The organism is Yersinia kristensenii (genome assembly GCF_900460525.1).
In the GTDB taxonomy this organism is placed as follows: Bacteria; Pseudomonadota; Gammaproteobacteria; order Enterobacterales; family Enterobacteriaceae; genus Yersinia; species Yersinia kristensenii.
Window position 1 is genome coordinate 3,553,163 of sequence record NZ_UHIY01000001.1, and the last position, 20,036, is coordinate 3,573,198.

The window sequence follows — 20,036 nt, forward strand, 5'->3', positions numbered from 1 at the left end:
TCGTTAATCCGGATTAACGGCTTGGGCGGCTTTTTTGGCTTTAACGCGAGCAATAGCTGCTGCGACGGCAGCTTTGCGCGGATCTTCCTCTGCCACTGCGCTTTTATTCTCCACTGATTCAGACTCAAGCTGTGCTTGGGCGGCCTTTTTGGCTTTAACGCGGGCAATAGCTGCTGCGACGGCAGCTTTACGCGGGTCTTCCTCCGCCACAGCGCTTTTATTCTCCACTGATTCAGACTCAAGCTGTGCTTGGGCGGCTTTTTTGGCTTTAACGCGGGCAATAGCTGCTGCGACGGCAGCTTTACGCGGGTCTTCCTCTGCCGTGTCACTTTCTTCCTCGACGGCAGCCCGTTTTTTCTCTGCCTGACGCGCTCGGGCTTGTGCTTTACGGGCCTCACGGGCAGCAATAACGTCACTGTTATCCGGTGTCTGCCCAATGGGCACATTGATAGCTGAATCTGTATTATCGGATCCACGTGCTAAGCGGCTAACGGCCGCGTCAACGGTTTGTTGGTCAACATCAGTGAGTTTGACTGCGGCTTGTTTGTGGCGCAATTCACGCGCCAGTTTTTCCCGTGCAAGACGAGCCTGTTTGGCCTCAAAACGTGCTTTTGCTTCTGCAGCGCGCGCGGCCTCTTGATCAAGGGCGCGTATTTCGGCTTTCTCCTGACGGTAATATTGCACCAGCGGAATATTACTTGGGCAAACATAAGCACAGGCACCGCATTCAATACAGTCAAATAGATTATGATTGCGAGCTTTCTCATGCTCTTCGCCACGACTAAACCAATAGAGTTGCTGAGGTAACAAGCCTGCCGGACACGCATCCACACATAAACCACAGCGAATGCAGGATTGCTCTGGCTCCGATAACCCCATTTCAGCGTCGGCGGGAGCCAAAAGGCAGTTACTAATTTTAACAATCGGCACATCTAAGCTGGGGAGGGTAAAGCCCATCAAGGGGCCACCCATAATGACCATAGGCTGCTGTTGCGGCATAAAGCCCGCCAGTTTCAACAAGTGCAAGACCGGAGTGCCGATCCTGGCCCAGAAATTCCCCGGCTGTGATAATGCATCGCCAGTTAATGTCACCACGCGCTCGATTAATGGCTCGTCGTCAATAATTGCCCGCTTGATAGCCACCACAGTACCGACGTTTTGCATCAATACCCCAATGGATGACGAGTGCTTACCGAAAGGCACTTCTTTGCCAGTCAGGATTTTGGTGAGTTGCTTGGCTCCACCTGACGGATATTTAGTGGGGACCACGCGTAGCTGTATTTCATCCTGACCGCGTAGTGCCTGTTGCAGGGCGGCGATAGCTTCGGGTTTATTATCTTCAATGCCAATCAACACCTGCTGAGGTTGCAGCAAGTAAACTAAAATCTGAATCCCCAAGACCACTTCAGCAGCATGGTCTTGCATCAAACGGTCATCAGCAGTGATATAAGGCTCGCACTCAGCTGCGTTGATAATGAGTGTGGTAACGTTGTTCAAACCGCCTTGTAACTTGCTGGCAGTGGGGAAACCTGCGCCACCTAAACCGGCGATACCCGCCTGGTGGATCCTCTCCAGCAACACATTTTTATCGCGCTGGTGATAATCCGCCCACGGCTGTTGCTCGCGCCAGCGGTCTTCCCCATCAGGGGTAATATGCACACAGAGTTCCGCCAAACCTGAAGGGTGGGCGGTAATGTGAGGGGCGATGGCGGTAATCACACCAGAAGTGGGCGCATGTACCGGCACTGTGCGACCACGACCTATCGTCAATGGTTGCCCTTTTAATACCACATCACCCGTTTTGACGCGCAGTTCACCTTCCGGCCCGAGATGCTGCTGCAAAGGAATCATCATTTGATCCGGCAACGTCGCGATCCGCATCGGAACCTGGCTTGATTGCAGCTTCATTTCCGGCGGATGAATGCCTCCGTCGAAATCCCAAATTTTGTCGTTTTGACGGGCAGAAAACAGCTTAAACATGTTGCTCCACATCTATCATTTTCACCGGGATCATCTGCGAGGCAGCTAATTGACTAGGCAGATTTTTTACTGGGATGGTGCTTAAATCCCACTTCCAGTTGGCGGTGGTGGTAGCAACCGGGATCATTTCAATGCAGTCGGTCGGGCAGGGGGAGACACAGAGGTCACAACCGGTGCAAAGATCCGGCAATACGGTATGCATGGCGCGTGTCGCACCAACAATGGCGTCGACTGGGCAGGCCTGAATGCATTTAGTGCAACCGATGCAATTTTCCTCATCGATGAAAGCAACTTTGCGTTGCGGGTGGGCGGCAGTTTCGTCACCCTCCAGCGGTTGTGGCTCGACGGCCAGCAACTCGGCCAATTTGAGCATCACTTGCTCGCCGCCGGGGGCGCATTTATTTATTTTTTCACCGCCAGCCGAAACCGCTTCGGCATAAGGGCGACAGCCGGGATAGCCGCATTGACCACACTGACTCTGCGGTAAGATAGCATCAACTTGTTCGACGACCGGGTCTTGTTCAACCTGAAAACGGCGGGCAGCAAAACCCAACACTACGCCGGAAATCAACGCCAATGCACTTAATGCCCCAATGGCAATCCATAGCGACATCATTAGAACTTCACCAACCCGGTAAAGCCCATAAAGGCCAATGACATTAGCCCGGCGGTTATCAGCGCAATGGATGAACCACGGAACGGCGCGGGAACATCAGCGACGGCCAGCCGTTCACGGATCGCGGCGAATAGCACCATGACCAGAGAGAAACCGGCGGCAGCACTGAAGCCATAGACCGCCGATTGCATAAAATTATGAGATTGATTGACATTTAGCAAGGCCACACCTAACACCGCACAGTTAGTGGTGATGAGCGGTAAAAAGATCCCTAGCAGGCGATAAAGCGTCGGGCTGGTTTTGCGCACCACCAACTCAGTAAATTGCACCACCACCGCGATAACTAAAATAAAGGCCAGCGTCCGTAAATAGACCAAACCAAGAGGCAGCAAAATAAAACTGTTAACCATCCAGGCGCAAACCGAGGCCAAAGTCAGTACAAAAGTGGTCGCCAGCCCCATACCAATAGCGGTCTCCAGTTTTTTGGAGACCCCCATGAAAGGACACAGGCCAAGAAATTTGACCAGAACGAAATTGTTTACCAAAACAGTACCGACAAACAGGAGCAGGTATTCAGTCATTGCGGAGCCCAAAAAGTCATTGCGGAGCCTAAAAAAGCAAAGCCGCCTATTATCCAAAATTGGCGGCCTAAGGACAACAGATGAAGTACAAGGTTATTACGATTTTCCCTCTATTTAAGCAGCAAAAGGCGTGAAATCGCCTTAATGTTCGATAAAGGTAGACTTCACCCGCTGAGAACGTTTGATATAGGGCACAAAAACAGCCGCGGCCAGCAGGGGCCAACCCAACGCGCGCAAGGCGATACCATCACTGATTGGCGCAAAAGCAAAAGCCTTTAACGCTAATAATACGGTTATTAATAACCACAGAATAAACCATTTGGGCAAACGTTTTGAGCGGCTACAAAATAACCAAATGACCCATAAAGTATAAAGCCACATCACCAATGTGGTCACCACCGAGAAATACCATTGCAGGGTGAATGCTTGTGAGTTAGTCACCAGATATTCTCTGGATTCTGGCGTAAAAATCGCCATGGCATAGAGCGCCAACATTAAACTGGCGCTGAGCAATGTCACAATCAGATAGGCCAGTGGAGCCAATAACCAGCCGCCAATACGTTGATATTCTTGCTGTTGAGACATAATAAGCCTTATCTTTTAATTAAAAGGGATAACCGAACATACGGTTATCCCTTATCTGCATCATACTAGCTTAACCCGCGAATGCGCCCCTCGTCATCTATATCAATATGATAATACGCGGGCTGAGTTCCCAGACCTGGCATGGTCATAATATCCCCCGCATAAATACGGACAAACCCGGCACCGGCTGACACTGCGCAGGCGGTGATGGGCAACACAAAGTCCTGTGGAACATTCTTCAAACGGGCATCTGCGCTGATGGAAAGGGGCGTTTTGGCCATACACAGTGGCAAATGAGCGAAACCGGCCGCTGTGATGGCCGCAAGTTGCTGGCGCGCCAGTGGAGTAAAGGTGATATCACGGGCGCCATAACCTTGGGCCAAAACCGCTATTTTCTGCTCCAATGAGGCGCTATCAGGGTAAGGCAGAACAGGCTCAGTGACATGGGTGCAGGCATTGATAACTTGCTGCGCCAGAGCAGTAGCCCCCAGGCCGCCTTTGGCGAAAGCTTCACTGATTTCACAGGCTACTGCGCCAGCGGAGAGCGCATAGTCGCTCAAAAACGCCAGTTCTTCGGCACTGTCATCAGGGAAGCGATTGACCGCCACCACCACCGGTAAACCATAGCTTTTGGCATGATGAATATGCCATTTTAGATTGGCGCAACCTTGGCTCAATAAAGGAATATTGATATTGATAATGTCAGCGGGTAGGGGCTGGCCCGGTTTGATGTCAAAAACACCACTATTGGCCTTCAAACTTCGCAATGTGGCAACCAACACCACACAGGACGGGGCAATGCCGGATTGACGATACTTAATATTAAAGAACTTTTCCATGCCCATATCCGAGCCAAAACCCGCTTCTGTCACCACATATTCAGCTAACTGCAATCCCAGACGGTCAGCCAACACCGAGGAGTTCCCGTGTGCGATGTTGGCAAATGGCCCTGCGTGGATAAGCACCGGTGTTTGCTCGCTGGTTTGCATCAGGGTCGGGTGGATAGTTTCTTTCATCAGTGCCGTCATGGCACCGGCCACGCCCAAATCATCGGCGGTAATAGGGGCCCCGGTGGTACTGTGGGCTAAAATAATCCGACCAATACGCTGGCGCATATCATGCAAACTTTCTGACAGCGCTAAAATCGCCATAAGTTCTGATGCAGCAGTAATTTCCACATAGTCAGGCCGTTCCACGCCGTGAGTCCCGCCGCCCACACCCACTTGAATGTGCCGCAATGCCCGATCATTATGATCAACTACCCGTGGCCAGAGGATCTGTTTAACATCAATATTGAGCCGGGGTATCCCGGTTTGTTGACTGAAATCCGGCCCCAGACGCTGTTCATGATACAGCCGGGCGTCCAGCGCCGCCGCGGCCAGATTATGCGCGGCACTGATAGCATGAATATCACCGGTCAGATGCAGGTTCAATTTCTCCATGGGCAAGACTTGTGCGGCTCCTCCACCTGCGGCCCCACCTTTAACCCCAAAAACGGGGCCAAGACTGGGCTGGCGGATACAAGCGACGCCACGATAGCCTAACCGGTTGATTCCTTGACTTAATCCAATCGTTGTGACGGTTTTACCTTCTCCCAGTGGCGTAGGGGTAATGCTGGAAACCAAAATCAGTTTGCCCTGTGGGCCACCGGAGCGTAATGCACTGATATCGACTTTCGCCATATGATGCCCATACGGGATTAAATTCTCTGAGGTTAAACCTAATTTTTGCGCAATATATTGGATAGGGCGCAAATTAGCCTCAGGATTGACATCAGATAAGGCGGAGAGAGCATCGGCAGTAGGAGGTAGTGTCGGTGTCATGGTGAGGAATTTCCTGTTATCAGTGATAAAACGGCGGCGGCCAATCACAATGGCTACAAATCACCGCGAAATTATCACACAAAGCGATAAAAAATTGGCGATATAAATCAATAAATATGAGGTGTCAGCCGCTGATAACCCGGTGGTTCTTGCCGTCTGGTCAGTCACCGCAGAGTTTTTATAGGTATTCGTGAATTTATTATTATTTATAATAATCGATTTTTTTAAAGAAATTAAAGATATTTTGAGATTATATTTATTATAAAACCTTACTTCATAAGGTCGGTATATAAAAGGCCCTATACAATCCCACGATTATATTCTATGGCAACAGAAAGCAATCTGATTCTGACGATGAAAATATAGGCAATGCAATTTATGGATAATCACATTCATTCTTCTTTAGTATGTGCGGCACGGTTACTTCGTTTAGCGGGAATCAATGCGGAGCCCGTAGAGTTATTTGGGAAAAGTGCGGCCATCGATATCTCGACAAAGGTGACATTCACATCATTACAACGGTATTTATCGCAATTATCGCGCGCGACATCCATCCGTTTTAAAGTCAAAAAACAAGCCTTAAATAACATCAAAACAGGCCAATTACCACTGGCATTTCGCGATGTTCAGGGCCGGTTTATCTTATTGGCCCGGTTGAATGATAATCAAGCATTACTACAATACCCTGATAGTAATAAACCACAAATAATAGATTATCAACAGCTTAGTGCGATATGGGGCGGGGTTGTACTTTATTGCAGTCATTCACGGTTTGATATCCGCTGGTTTGTTCCGGTTTTACTACGTCACCGCAAATCACTGATTCAGGTCTTGGCTTTATCCCTGTTATTGCAATTCTTAGCATTGATATCGCCACTTTTTTTTCAGGTCATTATGGATAAAGTCTTAGTCCATAATGCATTAACCACTCTTGATGTGTTAATTATTGTATTATTGGTGGTCGGAGTTTATGAAGTTGTACTGAAGTTTTTGCGCGAATATATCTTTAGCCACACCACGACGCGGGTGGATATTTTATTGGGGGGGAAGTTATTTAATCATTTGATTAAATTACCATTAAGTTTTTTTAAGCAACGCCATGTCGGGAATATTGTCGCCAGAGTGCGGGAATTAGATAATATTCGTGAATTTATTACCGGTTCGGCCCTGACATTATGTGTGGATGTTGTTTTCACTTTCATATTATTTATCGTGATGTGGTGTATTTCACCGCTACTGACATTAATTGTATTGGGGACGTTACCGCTTTATCTGTTATTAGCCGCACTGACCACGCGGCCATTGCAAAAAAAAGTCGAAGTGTTGTGCAGCTGCGCGGCGCAAAACGGCGCATTTTTAACCGAAACCGTCTCGGGGGTTGAAACTGTCAAAAGCCTGGCGCTAGAACCGCAAATGCAGCAGCGCTGGGAAACACAAACGCGGGATTATGCCCAAGCCAATTTTCAGGTGCAAAATCTGCAAAACTTCAGCAGTCAGTGTGCTCAATTATTGCAAAAACTCGCCGGTGCGCTGGTGATTGTTATTGGCGCATATCAGGTGATGTCGGTACAACTCAGTATCGGGCAATTAATTGCCTTTAATATGCTGGCTGTTCAAGCACTTATGCCGATGAGTAAGTTGGTTGATTTATGGCAACAGAGCATCCGTGCGCAGGTGGGGGTGATGCTGATATCCGATATTTTGAGCTTACCTGTCGAACAAGCCGCGGGGGGCGCGCCCTCTAACCGCCAAATTAACGGTGATATCACTCTGGAAAATGTGATTTTTCGTTATCGCCCCGATCTTGGCCCCGTGTTATGCGGTTTTTCATTGTCACTACGCGCGGGAGAGCATATCGGGCTGGTGGGGCCATCGGGTTCGGGTAAAAGCACGGTCGCGCGGTTATTACAGCGCCTTTATATTGCTGAACAGGGGGTAATCAACATTGATGGTTACCCGATAAGTAATTTCTCACCTGAATATTTACGCCGCCAAGTGGGGGTGGTGATGCAGGAAAACTACCTGTTTAACCGCACTGTTCGTGAAAACATCGCTTACTCCCGGCCAACCGCCTCGCTCGGTGAGGTGGTTGATGCTGCCAGTTTGGCCGGTGCCAATGATTTTATTCTGGCCTTGCCGCTAGGATATGACACGGTGTTATCAGAAGGCGGGACCTCACTTTCTGGTGGGCAACGCCAACGTATTGCTATTGCCCGCACGCTTTTGGCCAATCCCCGCGTGTTGATTTTTGATGAAGCCACCAGCGCTTTGGATGACGAGTCACAGGCGGAGGTACAGAAAAACATGGCCCAAATTATCGCGAATCGCACGGTTATCACTATTGCCCATCGTCTTTCGACGGTACGGCATTGCCATCGTATCGCCGTCATCACCCAAGGCCGCGTGACTGAGCTGGCAAATCATGACGAGTTACTGACGCAAGGCGGCGTTTATGCCCATCTTTGGCGGCAACAGGCCGATTTCAGCCAGGGGACATCAAAATGAAGTTAATACATTCTTTAATACACTCTTTGGTGAAGTTGGCGATGTTCAAAACGCTAAAAAAACGCTGGCAAAGCCACTTTTCAGCGGGGAAAACCCGCGATGAATATGATTTTCTACCCGCTTATCTGGATATTGTCGAGCGCCCGGTAGCACCATTGGCTCGGCGCACCGCCTGGTTTTTGGCCCTGACATTGCTCTTGGTTTTGCTCTGGTCGATTTTCGGGAAACTTGATATTCATGCTTCAGCCAATGGCAAGGTGATTGTTTCTGAGCATTCCAAAGTCATTCAATCTTTTGAACCGGGGGTGGTGGTGGCTATCAATGTTCGCGATGGTGACCGGGTGGCCGCGGGTCAGGTATTAATTGAACTGAATCCCATTGGGATTGATGCTGAGGTCAGTAATATCAATCAACAATTGATGCATCGGTCGCTGGAAGCGGCACGCATGTCGGCGCTACTGACCCATGATCCTCATACGCATTTCCTCTCTCCCCCGAATAGCCCGGAAAGTTTGGTGATGACAGCTAAAGCCCTGTTGGCGAAAGAATATGACGCGGTTAATGCCGAGCTGGCGCGTCAAGACAGTGAGCAGGCGGTTAATCAAGCTTATATTCAGACCGGGGGCACCAATATCGCTCACCAAAAAGCATTGATGAAGAATATTTATCAGCGGTTGCAAGCATTGCGCACCTTGGTGAAATCTAAGTCAATTGCTGAAGTTGAAGTATTGATACAAGAGCGAGAGTGGCTGAATGCCAATGCTGAAGCTGGCCGTTTGCAGAGTGAACAGGTGGTTTTGCAAGCAAAAAAGCACCATCTGATGCAAACCCGATTGCACTATTTGGCGGAGAAAAAGCGAAGTTATCAGGAGCAATTGAATAAAGCCCATGAAGTGCTCAACCAATTACAGCAAGAGCGGGTGAAATTGATGGAAAAGCAGCGGCAACAAACCTTACGCGCCCCCGTGGCGGGTGTTATACAGCAATCCACGGTGCATACTTTGGGGGGAGTTGTCACCAGCGCCCAACCACTCATGGTGCTGGTTCCGGAAAATTATCAACTCGAGCTGGATGTGATGATCCTCAATAAAGATGTCGGCTTTGTTCTCCCCGGCCAAGCGGTGGAAGTGAAAATAGACAGTTTTCCTTATACTCGATTCGGCACACTTTCTGGTGAAGTCAAACATATCTCGCGCGATGCCATGGAAGATCAACAGCAAGGTTTAGTGTTCCCCGCGCGTATCCGACTTAATAGCGATACGCTAACCGTAGAGGGGAAGCCAGTGCGTCTATCTGCTGGGATGGCGGTCAGCGTCGAGATTAAAACCGGTCGCCGACGTGTCATTGATTACTTACTCAGCCCATTACAAAAATACCAATCAGAAGCCATGAGGGAGCGTTGATATGATGAACTCAACGTTGACTCCGCTGATTCAGCCGTGGGTGGCGCTGGCCCGTGCCGCCGCGTGCTTTGATCTGGCCGTCGAGGCCTCACACTTGGCACACAAAGCCGGGTTAGCCCCTCAGGATATCGATAATATTGCGGTGTGCCGCTGTGCGAGTTGGATTGGTTTACGTGCCAGAACAGTCAGTTACCCTTTTTCGCGGTTAGGCCATCTGGCGCTTCCGGTGTTGTTCAGTCATGGTGCCCAGTGGTATGTGTTATTGGCGCTGAATGAACAAGGTGCCAGCGTTTATTTTTCCGCTGATGAAAAGCAACGGCAATTAAGTCAGCAGGAACTGGCCAACTTGTGGTCTGGTGAGGCCATATTATTGGCGAAAGCCGAACAGCCTGAGCAAAAGAAAACCTCGTTTGGGTTTAGCTGGTTTATCCCGGTTATCACCAAATACCGCCATCAGTTGCGTAACATTGTTTTGGTTTCATTGTTATTGCAGGGCATTTTACTGGTGACGCCCATGTTATTTGAAACCGTCATCGATAAAGTGTTGGTCAGCCGAGGCATGGGGAGCTTGATGGTGTTGGGGATTGCCATGGTGGCGCTGGCGGTGGTGGAGCCGTGTTATACCTTTTTGCGCGGTTGGCTGTTTTCACATTTATCCAGCCGCGTGGGCGCTGAACTGAATACCGGGCTTTATCGCCATTTAATGGGGCTACCACTGAGTTACTTTGCTTCACAACAAACCGGGCAAACTATTGCAAAAGTGCGGGAAATGGAGCAAATCCGCAGCTTTATGACGGGGTCTGCTCTCACCATGCTGCTGGATTTAGTCTTTGTCAGCACCTTTATCGCGGTGATGTTTTGCTACAGTATCCAACTGACATGGATAGTCTTATTTTCTCTGGTTTGCTATCTGTTGTTTTGGTGGGCTGCCGGGGGGGTGCTACGCAAGCGGGTGGAACGGCAATATGAGACCAGCGCGCAGAATACGGCATTTCTCACTGAAGCTATCAGCGGGCTGGAAACCATCAAAACCTCCGCTACTGAGAACCAGTTTAATCGGAGCTGGCGGCACTCATTGGCCGGTTATGTGCGTGCCTCATTTGCTTGTGCCAGGGCCGCTAATATTGCTGAGCAAGGTATCACTTTAATCAATAAAGTGACGTCGGCTATCTTGTTGTGGTGTGGTGTGACCTTGGTCTTAGCGGGCAAGCTGAGTCCAGGGCAGTTTATCGCCTTTACGCTATTTTCAGGCTATGTCACTCAACCCATCCTGCGTTTGGCGCAAATCTGGCAAGATTTCCAGCACACACAAGTGGCGCTCAAGCGCATAGGCACCATTCTGGATTATCCAATCGAACCGGGCAGCGCGGGGCTACTCTCTAATTCCAACCGTCCGGGGAGTTTGACCTTTAAACAGGTGCGTTTTCGCTATCGGGCAGACGCAGTCGAAGTGATACAAAACCTCAATTTAGATATTGCAGGCGGCGAGTTTATTGGTATTACCGGGCCATCCGGCTGCGGGAAATCGACATTAACCAAGTTACTCCAACGATTATACACACCGCAACACGGGCAAATTCTGGTGGATGGGCAGGATTTGGCTATTACTGATGCCACCACATTACGCTGCCAGATGAGTGTGGTGCTGCAAGAAAGTGTGCTGTTCTCTGGGTCGATACGGGACAACATATGTCAGTGCCGCCCAACGGCGGATGATACACAGGTTGAGCATATTGCCCGCCTGGCCGGCGCACATGAATTTATTACGGCGCTGCCACAGGGTTATCAAACGCAGGTGGGCGAGCGGGGCGGGCTGTTATCGGGCGGACAGCGGCAGCGAGTCGCATTGGCAAGGGCCTTGATGGCAGACCCAAAAATACTGATCCTTGATGAAGCCACCAGTGCATTGGATTATGAGTCAGAGGCGGCGATCATGCGCCAGCTACCGGAAATTATCCGCAATCGCACGGTCATTTGTATCGCACATCGGCTAAATACTTTGCGCCAATGTCATCGTATTTTTGTATTAAAAGAGGGGCAAGTATTGGAGCAAGGTAGCCATCAAGAGTTACTGAATCAGTCCGGTGCCTATGCGCGTTTGTGGCGATTACAGACGGAGTAAATCGAGGGGGGCTAACTGCCGCGATACAGTACAAAAGTTAAATAGCGACTAAACAGAGGATAGACAAATCGTGCAATAGAAAAATACTGTATATATAATCAGCATGTCGGCCGTTATGGACTTGTTGCTTCAAAAAGGAGAGTTATGATTACTCGGCTTGCTATCTCTGGCTACCGTTCTTTACGTGATGTGGTGCTGGAATTGGGGCAGTTGAATGTGATTACCGGTGCTAATGGCAGCGGTAAATCCAGCCTCTATCGTGCGCTACGATTACTGTCTGATATTGGCCAAGGGCAGGTTATCCAATCATTGGCGGCAGAGGGGGGGCTACAATCCACTCTTTGGGCTGGGCCTGAGTCATTTTCTCGGGCGATGAAACTAGGAGAACAGCCGGTTCAAGGTGTGGTTCGTAATAATCCTGTCAGCCTAAAACTCGGTTTTTCCGGGGAGGATTACGGCTATGCTATTGATTTAGGGTTGCCTGCTGCTCGCGGCAGCTTTGCTGCCAGCAATGCTGGAATTCAAAGTTCCTTCTTTACTCGAGACCCTGAAGTTAAGGTTGAAAGCTTGTGGTGTGGCGATACACTGCACCACAGTAATATTTTTGCTGAACGTCGTGGCCCGAGAGTTAAAATTCGTGATGATAACGGTGTTTGGCGTGAGGCATATCACGGGCTGGCAGCCTATGACAGCATGATGACGCACAGTACCGATCCCCGTGATGCCCCAGAGATTTTGGTCATGCGTGAGCGGATGCGGGCGTGGCGTTTTTATGACAACCTGCGTACGGATCGTCATGCACCGGCTCGCCAGGCACAAATTGGAACTTACACGCCGGTGCTTGCCAGCGACGGATCTGATTTGGCCGCAGCGCTGCAAACCATCAGAGAGATAGGCGACATCGAGGCGCTAAACCATACCATTGCCGATGCTTTTCCTGGCACTACTCTGAACATTCAATCGAATTTTGAACTGTTGCTGGCACAACATGGCTTGCTAAGGCCTCTTAAAGTGGCCGAACTATCAGATGGCACATTGCGTTACTTATTGCTGGTGGCGGCGTTACTCTCTCCACGTCCGCCAGAAATGATGATTCTCAATGAACCGGAGATCAGCTTACATGTTGATTTACTAAAACCTTTAGCACGCCTGATTGCTCAGTCTGCACAGCACACACAGGTGATTGTTGTTTCCCATGCCGCAGAATTGGTGGATGCGCTTGTGCAGGAAGAGAACTGCCGCCATATCTTGTTGCATAAAGAACTTAGTGAAACCACGATACAACAAGAGAGCGACCCATATTGGCAATGGCCATCACGTTAGAAAAATAGAATTGAAAAACAATAACAAGGGGCGGTTAGGCCCCATGTTTGCTGATAAAGTTTGCTGATAAATAAACACTAAGTGCGCAATGGTTAACTTAACGATTTAGATGGTAATACACTTCATTCCAGCGAATTTCATTTTTGAAAACGGGCAAAGAGGTGTCGTTATCAATAAGCAGGAATTCAATGCCATGCATTTCGGCATACAAGAGCAACTCATCTACGCCGATAGCTTGCGAAAATACGGTATGGTGCGCGCCTCCTGCGATAATCCAGGCTTCGGCGGCTGTTGCTAGTGAAGGCTGAGCTTGCCAAATAGCACGCGCTACCGGTAGTTTGGGCAATGGATGGGGTTGCTCAATGGTATCAACCACACTGACCAATAAACGGAAGCGGTTACCCATATCGATCAAGCTGGCATTCAGTGCCGTGCTAGCAGGCGTAGAGAAGATCAACCGGGCAGGATCGGCTTTACCACCAATACCTAAATATTGTACATCTAACAGCGGTTTTTCTTCTTTGGCGATCGATGGGCACACTTCCAGCATATGGGAACCAACCACTAAATCATTACCCGGCTGGAAGTGATAAGTGTAATCCTCCATAAAGGAGGTACCGCCTTGAAGGCCAGTTCCCATCACTTTCATAATGCGCAATAACGCGGCGGTTTTCCAATCGCCTTCGGCGCCAAAACCGTACCCTTGTTGCATCAGACGTTGAACTGCAAGGCCCGGTAACTGATTCAATCCATAAAGATTTTCAAAGTTAGTGGTGAAAGCTTTAAAACCGCCTTGTTCCAGAAAATGCTTCATACCTAACTCAATACGAGCAGCATCTAGTAAGTTTTCACGTTTATTACCATTCAGTTTCACGGCGTCTGTAAGCTGGTAAGTCGCTTCGTATTCTTCAACCAAGGTATCAATATCACCTTTGCTGACGGCATCTACCACTGTAACTAAATCACCGATACCATAGGCATTAACCGAATAACCAAACTGGATTTGCGCGGCGACTTTATCCCCTTCGGTCACCGCCACTTCGCGCATATTATCGCCAAAACGGGCCACTTTCAGCTGTTGGCTTTCTTGTTTAGCCGCCGCGACACGCATCCACTGGCTGATACGCTGATGGGCTGCTTTATCTTGCCAGTGGCCGGTGATAACACTGTGTTGCTGGCGCATCCGTGCGCCGATAAAACCAAACTCCCGGCCACCATGTGCAGTTTGGTTCAAGTTCATAAAGTCCATATCCATGGTTTCCCATGGAATCTGAGCATTAAACTGCGTGTGAAATTGTAGTAACGGCTTACTCAGAATACTCAATCCACCAATCCACATTTTGGCTGGGGAAAAAGTATGTAACCAGACCATGATACCAATACAGGTGGTATTGTAGTTGGCCTCGCGGCACAAAGTGGTGATTTCATCTGGTGTCGTCACCAATGGTTTCAGTACCAGTTTTATTGGTAAACCGGCTTCGTTATTCAGGCTGTTAACAACATGATGGGCATTATCCATGACTTGTTGCAGGGTTTTAGGGCCATACAGATTTTGGCTACCGACCACAAACCATACTTCTGATTGCTTGAATACGTCCATCGGATACTCCATTTAATCAATTTATATACAGCATACAGTGATAAATCGTCCTGATCATCAAGGTCATAGCGTTGCTTTGGTTACTGGTGTGTAATGTGGCTCGGCCGACAGACACCATTGTTGATAACGTTGATAAAGCTGCTGATAGCGAGCCACTTGTGCTGCATTGGGTGTCAGGGTTCGTTCAATTTTACACGCCATATGGCGCTGTGCGGTGGGGACATCAGCAAAAATACCCGCAGCAACAGCCGCAAATATAGCCGCACCCAATGCACAACATTGATCTGATGCCACAATTTGGAGCGGCCTGTTCATGACATCAGCACAAACCTGCATAATAACCGGTGATTTACGTGCAATACCGCCTAAGGCCAGGATGTTCTCAACCGGAATATCCTGCTGTTCGAAGCATTCCATAATCGCGCGGGCACCAAAGGCAGTCGCGGCGATAAAACCGCCAAACAGCGTGGGTGCATCAGTCCCCAAGTTCAGGTCAGTGATAATCCCTTTTAGCCGCTGATTAGCATTTGGGGTACGGCGACCATTAAACCAATCCAATACCACTGGCAGGTTATCCAGTGAAGGGTTTTTAGCCCATTCTGCCGTCAGAGAGGCCAGTAACGTAGATTCAATCAGTTTTAACTGGGACTGTAATTCTGGCTGAGCCAGCGCGGCCTGATGCAATGGCCAGCTTAATAACCGGCTGAACCAGGCATACATATCGCCAAATGCGGACTGACCGGCTTCCATGCCTATCCAACCGGGGACTACGCTACCTTCCACTTGACCACAAATCCCTGCAATTGCCCGCTCACCAACTAACTTTTTGTCGGCAATCAAAATATCACAAGTGGAAGTTCCAATGACTTTCACCAAAGTATATGGCTGAGCACCTGCACCGACGGCACCCATATGACAATCGAATGCACCACCAGAAATAACCACCGTCGTGGGCAACCCTAAGCGCTCGGCCCATTCAGCCGTAATCTTGCCTACTGGGCGTTCAGCCGTATAGGTCTCGGTGAACATTGGGTAATCGAGATGGTCGACTAAACGGCTATCGAGTGCTGTCAAAAATTCGCGAGGTGGTAATCCTCCCCACGATGGATGCCACAAACTTTTATGCCCCGCGCCACACCGCCCCCGCTGAATATCTTTAGGGGCGGTAGTGCCAGAGAGTAGTGCGGGGATCCAGTCGCACAGCTCAACCCATGACACCGCCGCGTCACAGACAGCCTGATCCGCTCGTGTAACATGCAGAATTTTTGCCCAAAACCATTCAGATGAATAAACTCCGCCGATATAACGCGAATAATCATCAAATTCACCACTGCTGCATAAACGGTTGATTTCCTCCGCTTCTTCTATGGCGGTATGGTCTTTCCATAACACGAACATAGCATTGGGATTTTCAGCAAAGTCAGGGCGTAACGCGAGTACCTGGCCCTGTTTATCAATCGGTGCGGGGGTGGATCCGGTCGTATCCACGCCAATGCCAATAATATGTTGACGTTGCTCTACTGATAGACGACTAACTAACTGAAAAATAGCCTGTTCCATAGCTTCAATATAGTCGAGCGGATGATGGCGGAACTGGTTTTGTGCGGCTTGGCTGTAGAGTCCTTTCTGCCAGCGAGGATAATAAACAACCTCAGTATCTATCTCGATGCCATGTTGACAATCCACCGCCAATACCCGGACAGAATCGCTGCCAAAATCCAACCCGAGCGCGATAGGGCTGTCTACCGATATAACTTCGCCTGTCATGGTGGTTGCTCCTAACTCATTGCTGAAAAAAGACTCATTGGCAATTGCCTATTAATTGCTAACAAAGATAGAAGTGAGTGACGGCAAAAGGTGAGGAGCCAATCGCTGGAAGTATGTACTTTTCTGCTTCGTATAGCGTTTTTGTGATGCCAGTCAAAAGTTGGGAGTGATATTCCTGTATGCGGGCGCAAGCGTGAGCCGGAATGGTCATGACAATGATGGGTTAAATGACAAACCAGTGCATAAATAGAGAGTATCTGTGGTTGAGTGACAGAATAGTCCATAAAAAACCACTCTGGCTCACAGTTTTGTCATCACTATCGGGCAGCGTAAAATTGGTTCGATAGACTGAGATAAGCGCATAAAAATCAGAAAGGGATGCCTAGGAGACTCAATGTATCATCGAATGGCTCAGGAACCGCAATCTAACCCCTTGCTGCCAGGTTATACCTTTAATGCTTATCTGGTAGCAGGATTAACCCCGATACTGGCCGATGGGCCGCTTGATTTTTTTATCGACCGACCCGGCGGTATGAAAGGCTATATTCTGAATTTAACCATTAAGGGGCAGGGCAAGATTTTTGACGGTGAAAATACGTTTTACAGTAATCCCGGTGATTTGCTGTTATTTCCGCCTAAAGTTGCTCATTATTATGGTCGTTCACCCAGCAGTGATTGTTGGTATCACCGTTGGGTCTATTTCCGGCCTCGGGCATACTGGGCTGATTGGTTAGAGTGGCACAGTAAAGCTTATGAAGTAGGGCGTTTATCCTTACCGAACAATAATTTACTGCTGGAGTTTGATCGGCTGTTTGCCAATATAGAACAGACACAACAATCCGGACGACGTTTTGGCGAAGAGCTAGGGATGAACTTACTGGAACGGCTGTTATTGCGCTCAATGGAAGAAGACCCCCTCAGCCCGCAACGGATTATGGATCCACGCGTTATCGAAGCATGTCAATTTATCACCGGCAATCTGGCTGGCGAGCTGCGCATTGATGAAGTGGCGCGGCATGTGTGTTTGTCTCCGTCACGGTTGGCACATCTGTTTCGTGATCAGGTCGGTATCAATATCTTGCGTTGGCGCGAAGACCAACGGGTTATCCGAGCTAAATTATTGCTGCAAACCACGCAAGAACCTATTGCAACCATTGGCCGTGTCGTGGGTTATGACGACCAACTGTATTTCTCCCGCGTTTTCCGTAAGCGCGTGGGGGTCAGCCCCAGTGATTTCAGGCGTCGTAGCATTGAAACCAACTACCCACAACGTAGCTTGCAGCCCCCAGAATGGCGTGATGATTCAGCGGAAATTACCCAGATTTAACCGCGTTAGTCATGTTCAGTAAAAAATTACCTCTTGTCGCGGCAATCATCATGGTGTCAAATCGATTAATCGAGTGATATCAATTAGCGAATATTGTGCGCAAGAGGAATTACATAATGGGCGAAAAAATAAAAGTGGGTTTACTGGGTTATGGCTACGCCAGTAAAACGTTTCATGCACCGCTGATTATGGGGACTCCGGGGTTGGAGCTGGTGGGTGTTTCCAGTAGTGATGCCAGTAAAGTTCATGCTGATTGGCCGTCGATGAACGTCGTTTCTGATCCGCAAACCTTATTTGATGACCCTTCCATCGATCTCATCGTCATTCCTACCCCTAATGATACCCACTTTCCTTTGGCTCAAAAGGCGCTGGCAGCGGGTAAGCATGTAGTGGTTGATAAGCCGTTTACTGTGACACTGTCACAAGCAAATGATCTGAAGCAACAAGCTGATGCTGCTGGTCTTTTGTTGTCGGTGTTCCACAATCGCCGCTGGGACAGTGATTTCCTGACATTAAAAACTTTGTTGGCAGAAGGCTCGCTGGGCAAAGTGGTCTATTTTGAATCTCACTTTGATCGCTATCGCCCAGAAATCCGTCAGCGTTGGCGTGAGCAAGCGGGGGCCGGCAGTGGCATCTGGTACGATTTAGGGCCACACTTATTGGACCAGGCGCTGCAACTGTTTGGTTTGCCAGATACGCTGAATGTTGATTTAGGGATGTTGCGTCCAGGGGCGCAATCTGTTGACTATTTCCATGCCATTCTCAGCTATCCTGGGCAACGCGTGGTATTGCACGGCTCGGTGGTTGCGGCCGCAGAAACTGCGCGTTATATCGTCCACGGGATGCAGGGCAGCTATATTAAATTTGGTTTGGACCCACAGGAAGACCGTCTGAAAGCAGGTGAGCGTTTACCACAGGCCGACTGGGGTTATGATATGCGTGATGGTATTGTGACACTGTCACATGATGGTGTGCTGGCCGAGAAACCTTTATTGACATTACCAGGTAATTATCCTGCTTATTATGCTGGGATCCGCGATGCTATTTTGGGGACGGCTGCTAATCCGGTGCCAGCCTCTGAGGCGATTAAGGTGATGGAATTGATTGAGCTGGGTATCGCCTCTGATCAACAGAAAAGAGCGCTGCCAGTGAGTGTGTGTAACTAACACCCAGTAACGTGAAGTTCGAAGGGTATATACCCTAAATAATTCGAGTTGCAAGAAGGCGGTCAGCGAGTGAGTCCCGATGAGCTTACATCGGTCAGTGGTTCGCGAGAGCAGCCAACACACTTGCAGCTTGAAGTATGACGGGGATAATTGAAGGAATACAGTGGCATGTCCTGGTTACAACGCTTACGGATAGATAAGTTTTTATTGGTATTGATACTGGTTGTTATCATTGCTTCAATCTTCCCCTGTGAGGGCGAAGTTAAAGTGTGGTTCGAACACCTGACGACAGCGGCCATCGCATTATTGTTCTTTATGCACGGGGCCAAGCTTTCCCGCGCCGCGATTGTCTCTGGCATGGGGCATTGGAAACTGCACTTGGTGGTGTTCCTCAGCACCTTTGCTCTGTTTCCGTTACTGGGATTGGGCATGAATGTATTGGTCCCAGGGGTGTTAACGCCAACGTTGTATCTGGGTTTCCTTTATCTGTGTGCATTACCGGCAACAGTTCAATCCGCCATTGCCTATACCTCGGTGGCGGGCGGGAATGTGGCGGCCGCCATATGTAGCGCATCGGCTTCCAGCATCCTTGGTGTGTTTTTATCCCCGATTCTGGTGGGCATGCTGATGCAAACGCAGGGGGGGGATACTGATACTTTGCATGCTATCGGTTCTATCGTCATGCAATTGATGGTGCCCTTTATTGTCGGCCATTTATCTCGTCCGCTGATTGCCAAATGGGTTGAACGGCATAAAAAGTTGGTCAATATCACTGACCGGTCATCAATTCTATTGGTGGTTTATGTGGCCTTCAGTGAGGCGGTGGTTGAGGGGATTTGGCACCAAATCGACGGCTGGTCTTTGTTGGCAATATTAGTTTGCTCAATGGTATTGCTGACACTCGTATTAGTTGTCAATACGCTGGCCGCACGTTGGCTAGGTTTCAACACCGCAGATGAGATTACCATTGTATTCTGCGGCTCGAAGAAAAGCCTGGCAAATGGGATTCCGATGGCGAATGTGCTGTTTCCTGCCTCTGTGGTGGGGGTTATGGTATTACCGCTGATGATATTCCATCAGGTGCAATTGATGGTTTGTGCGGTATTGGCACAACGTTACGCCAAACGGGTTGCCAAAGAAAATGCGGCTAAAGAGCTGACAAGTGCACAACCGCTTTTGGCTGAGAATACTGAAACCAAGTCATAGCGAGTTATCAATAATAAACGCCCGTATTTCAT

General features: G+C 49.1%; 14 protein-coding genes. 7 read left to right on the forward strand and 7 right to left on the reverse strand.

The genetic code is table 11. From position 1 onward, the window contains the following. Nucleotides 1–3 precede the first annotated feature (3 nt). The 5 genes from rsxC to DX162_RS16305 all read right to left on the reverse strand — a co-directional run bounded on the left by rsxC (nt 4) and on the right by DX162_RS16305 (nt 5,585). A complete protein-coding gene (gene rsxC / locus DX162_RS16285; RefSeq protein WP_098080833.1) occupies nt 4–1,980 on the reverse strand; it encodes an electron transport complex subunit RsxC in 1,977 nt (658 codons plus the stop codon). Further along, entirely contained in the window at nt 1,973–2,596 is a 624-nt protein-coding gene (gene rsxB / locus DX162_RS16290) for an electron transport complex subunit RsxB (RefSeq protein ID WP_004390350.1), read from the reverse strand. The genes rsxC and rsxB overlap by 8 nt, the downstream gene beginning before the upstream one ends. Beyond that, nucleotides 2,596–3,177 carry an electron transport complex subunit RsxA gene (gene rsxA / locus DX162_RS16295; protein ID WP_025383905.1) on the reverse strand — a complete coding sequence of 194 codons (582 nt, stop codon included), beginning with the start codon at nt 3,175–3,177 and terminating at the stop codon, nt 2,596–2,598. The genes rsxB and rsxA overlap by 1 nt, the downstream gene beginning before the upstream one ends. 141 nt (nt 3,178–3,318) lie before the next feature. After that, nucleotides 3,319–3,762: a DUF2569 domain-containing protein gene (locus tag DX162_RS16300; protein WP_004390349.1), complete on the reverse strand. Its 444-nt coding sequence runs from the start codon at nt 3,760–3,762 to the stop codon at nt 3,319–3,321. Nucleotides 3,763–3,827: 65 nt separating this feature from the next. After that, complete coding sequence (locus DX162_RS16305) at nt 3,828–5,585, reverse strand: formate--tetrahydrofolate ligase (protein ID WP_032819753.1); 1,758 nt, start codon at nt 5,583–5,585, stop codon at nt 3,828–3,830. A 378-nt stretch (nt 5,586–5,963) separates the two neighbouring features. Between DX162_RS16305 and DX162_RS16310 the strand changes: the two genes are divergently transcribed. The 4 genes from DX162_RS16310 to DX162_RS16325 all read left to right on the forward strand — a co-directional run bounded on the left by DX162_RS16310 (nt 5,964) and on the right by DX162_RS16325 (nt 12,938). After that, nucleotides 5,964–8,090: a peptidase domain-containing ABC transporter gene (locus DX162_RS16310; protein ID WP_098081230.1), complete on the forward strand. Its 2,127-nt coding sequence runs from the start codon at nt 5,964–5,966 to the stop codon at nt 8,088–8,090. Further along, complete coding sequence (locus DX162_RS16315) at nt 8,087–9,493, forward strand: HlyD family type I secretion periplasmic adaptor subunit (protein ID WP_032819752.1); 1,407 nt, start codon at nt 8,087–8,089, stop codon at nt 9,491–9,493. The genes DX162_RS16310 and DX162_RS16315 overlap by 4 nt, the downstream gene beginning before the upstream one ends. A 1-nt stretch (nt 9,494) precedes the next feature. Then, complete coding sequence (locus tag DX162_RS16320; protein WP_004390344.1) at nt 9,495–11,615, forward strand: type I secretion system permease/ATPase; 2,121 nt, start codon at nt 9,495–9,497, stop codon at nt 11,613–11,615. A 144-nt stretch (nt 11,616–11,759) separates the two neighbouring features. Continuing rightward, a complete protein-coding gene (locus DX162_RS16325; RefSeq protein WP_004390343.1) occupies nt 11,760–12,938 on the forward strand; it encodes an AAA family ATPase in 1,179 nt (392 codons plus the stop codon). A gap of 97 nt (nt 12,939–13,035) precedes the next feature. On the opposite strand, the gene araA is transcribed toward DX162_RS16325, so the two are convergent. Then, nucleotides 13,036–14,538: an L-arabinose isomerase gene (gene araA, locus DX162_RS16330; protein WP_032819751.1), complete on the reverse strand. Its 1,503-nt coding sequence runs from the start codon at nt 14,536–14,538 to the stop codon at nt 13,036–13,038. A gap of 63 nt (nt 14,539–14,601) precedes the next feature. Further along, nucleotides 14,602–16,305: a ribulokinase gene (locus DX162_RS16335; protein ID WP_004390341.1), complete on the reverse strand. Its 1,704-nt coding sequence runs from the start codon at nt 16,303–16,305 to the stop codon at nt 14,602–14,604. A gap of 394 nt (nt 16,306–16,699) precedes the next feature. Here DX162_RS16335 and araC point away from each other — a divergent pair, with 394 nt between their 5' ends. The 3 genes from araC (at nt 16,700) to DX162_RS16350 (ending at nt 20,004) form a co-directional block, all read left to right on the forward strand. Beyond that, nucleotides 16,700–17,632, forward strand: coding sequence for an arabinose operon transcriptional regulator AraC (gene araC, locus DX162_RS16340; protein WP_032819750.1), 933 nt, complete (start codon nt 16,700–16,702; stop codon nt 17,630–17,632). 116 nt (nt 17,633–17,748) lie between these two features. After that, nucleotides 17,749–18,798, forward strand: coding sequence for an oxidoreductase (locus DX162_RS16345; protein WP_004390339.1), 1,050 nt, complete (start codon nt 17,749–17,751; stop codon nt 18,796–18,798). A 168-nt stretch (nt 18,799–18,966) separates the two neighbouring features. Next, nucleotides 18,967–20,004: a bile acid:sodium symporter family protein gene (locus tag DX162_RS16350; RefSeq protein ID WP_004390337.1), complete on the forward strand. Its 1,038-nt coding sequence runs from the start codon at nt 18,967–18,969 to the stop codon at nt 20,002–20,004. The last annotated feature ends 32 nt before the right edge of the window (nt 20,005–20,036 follow it).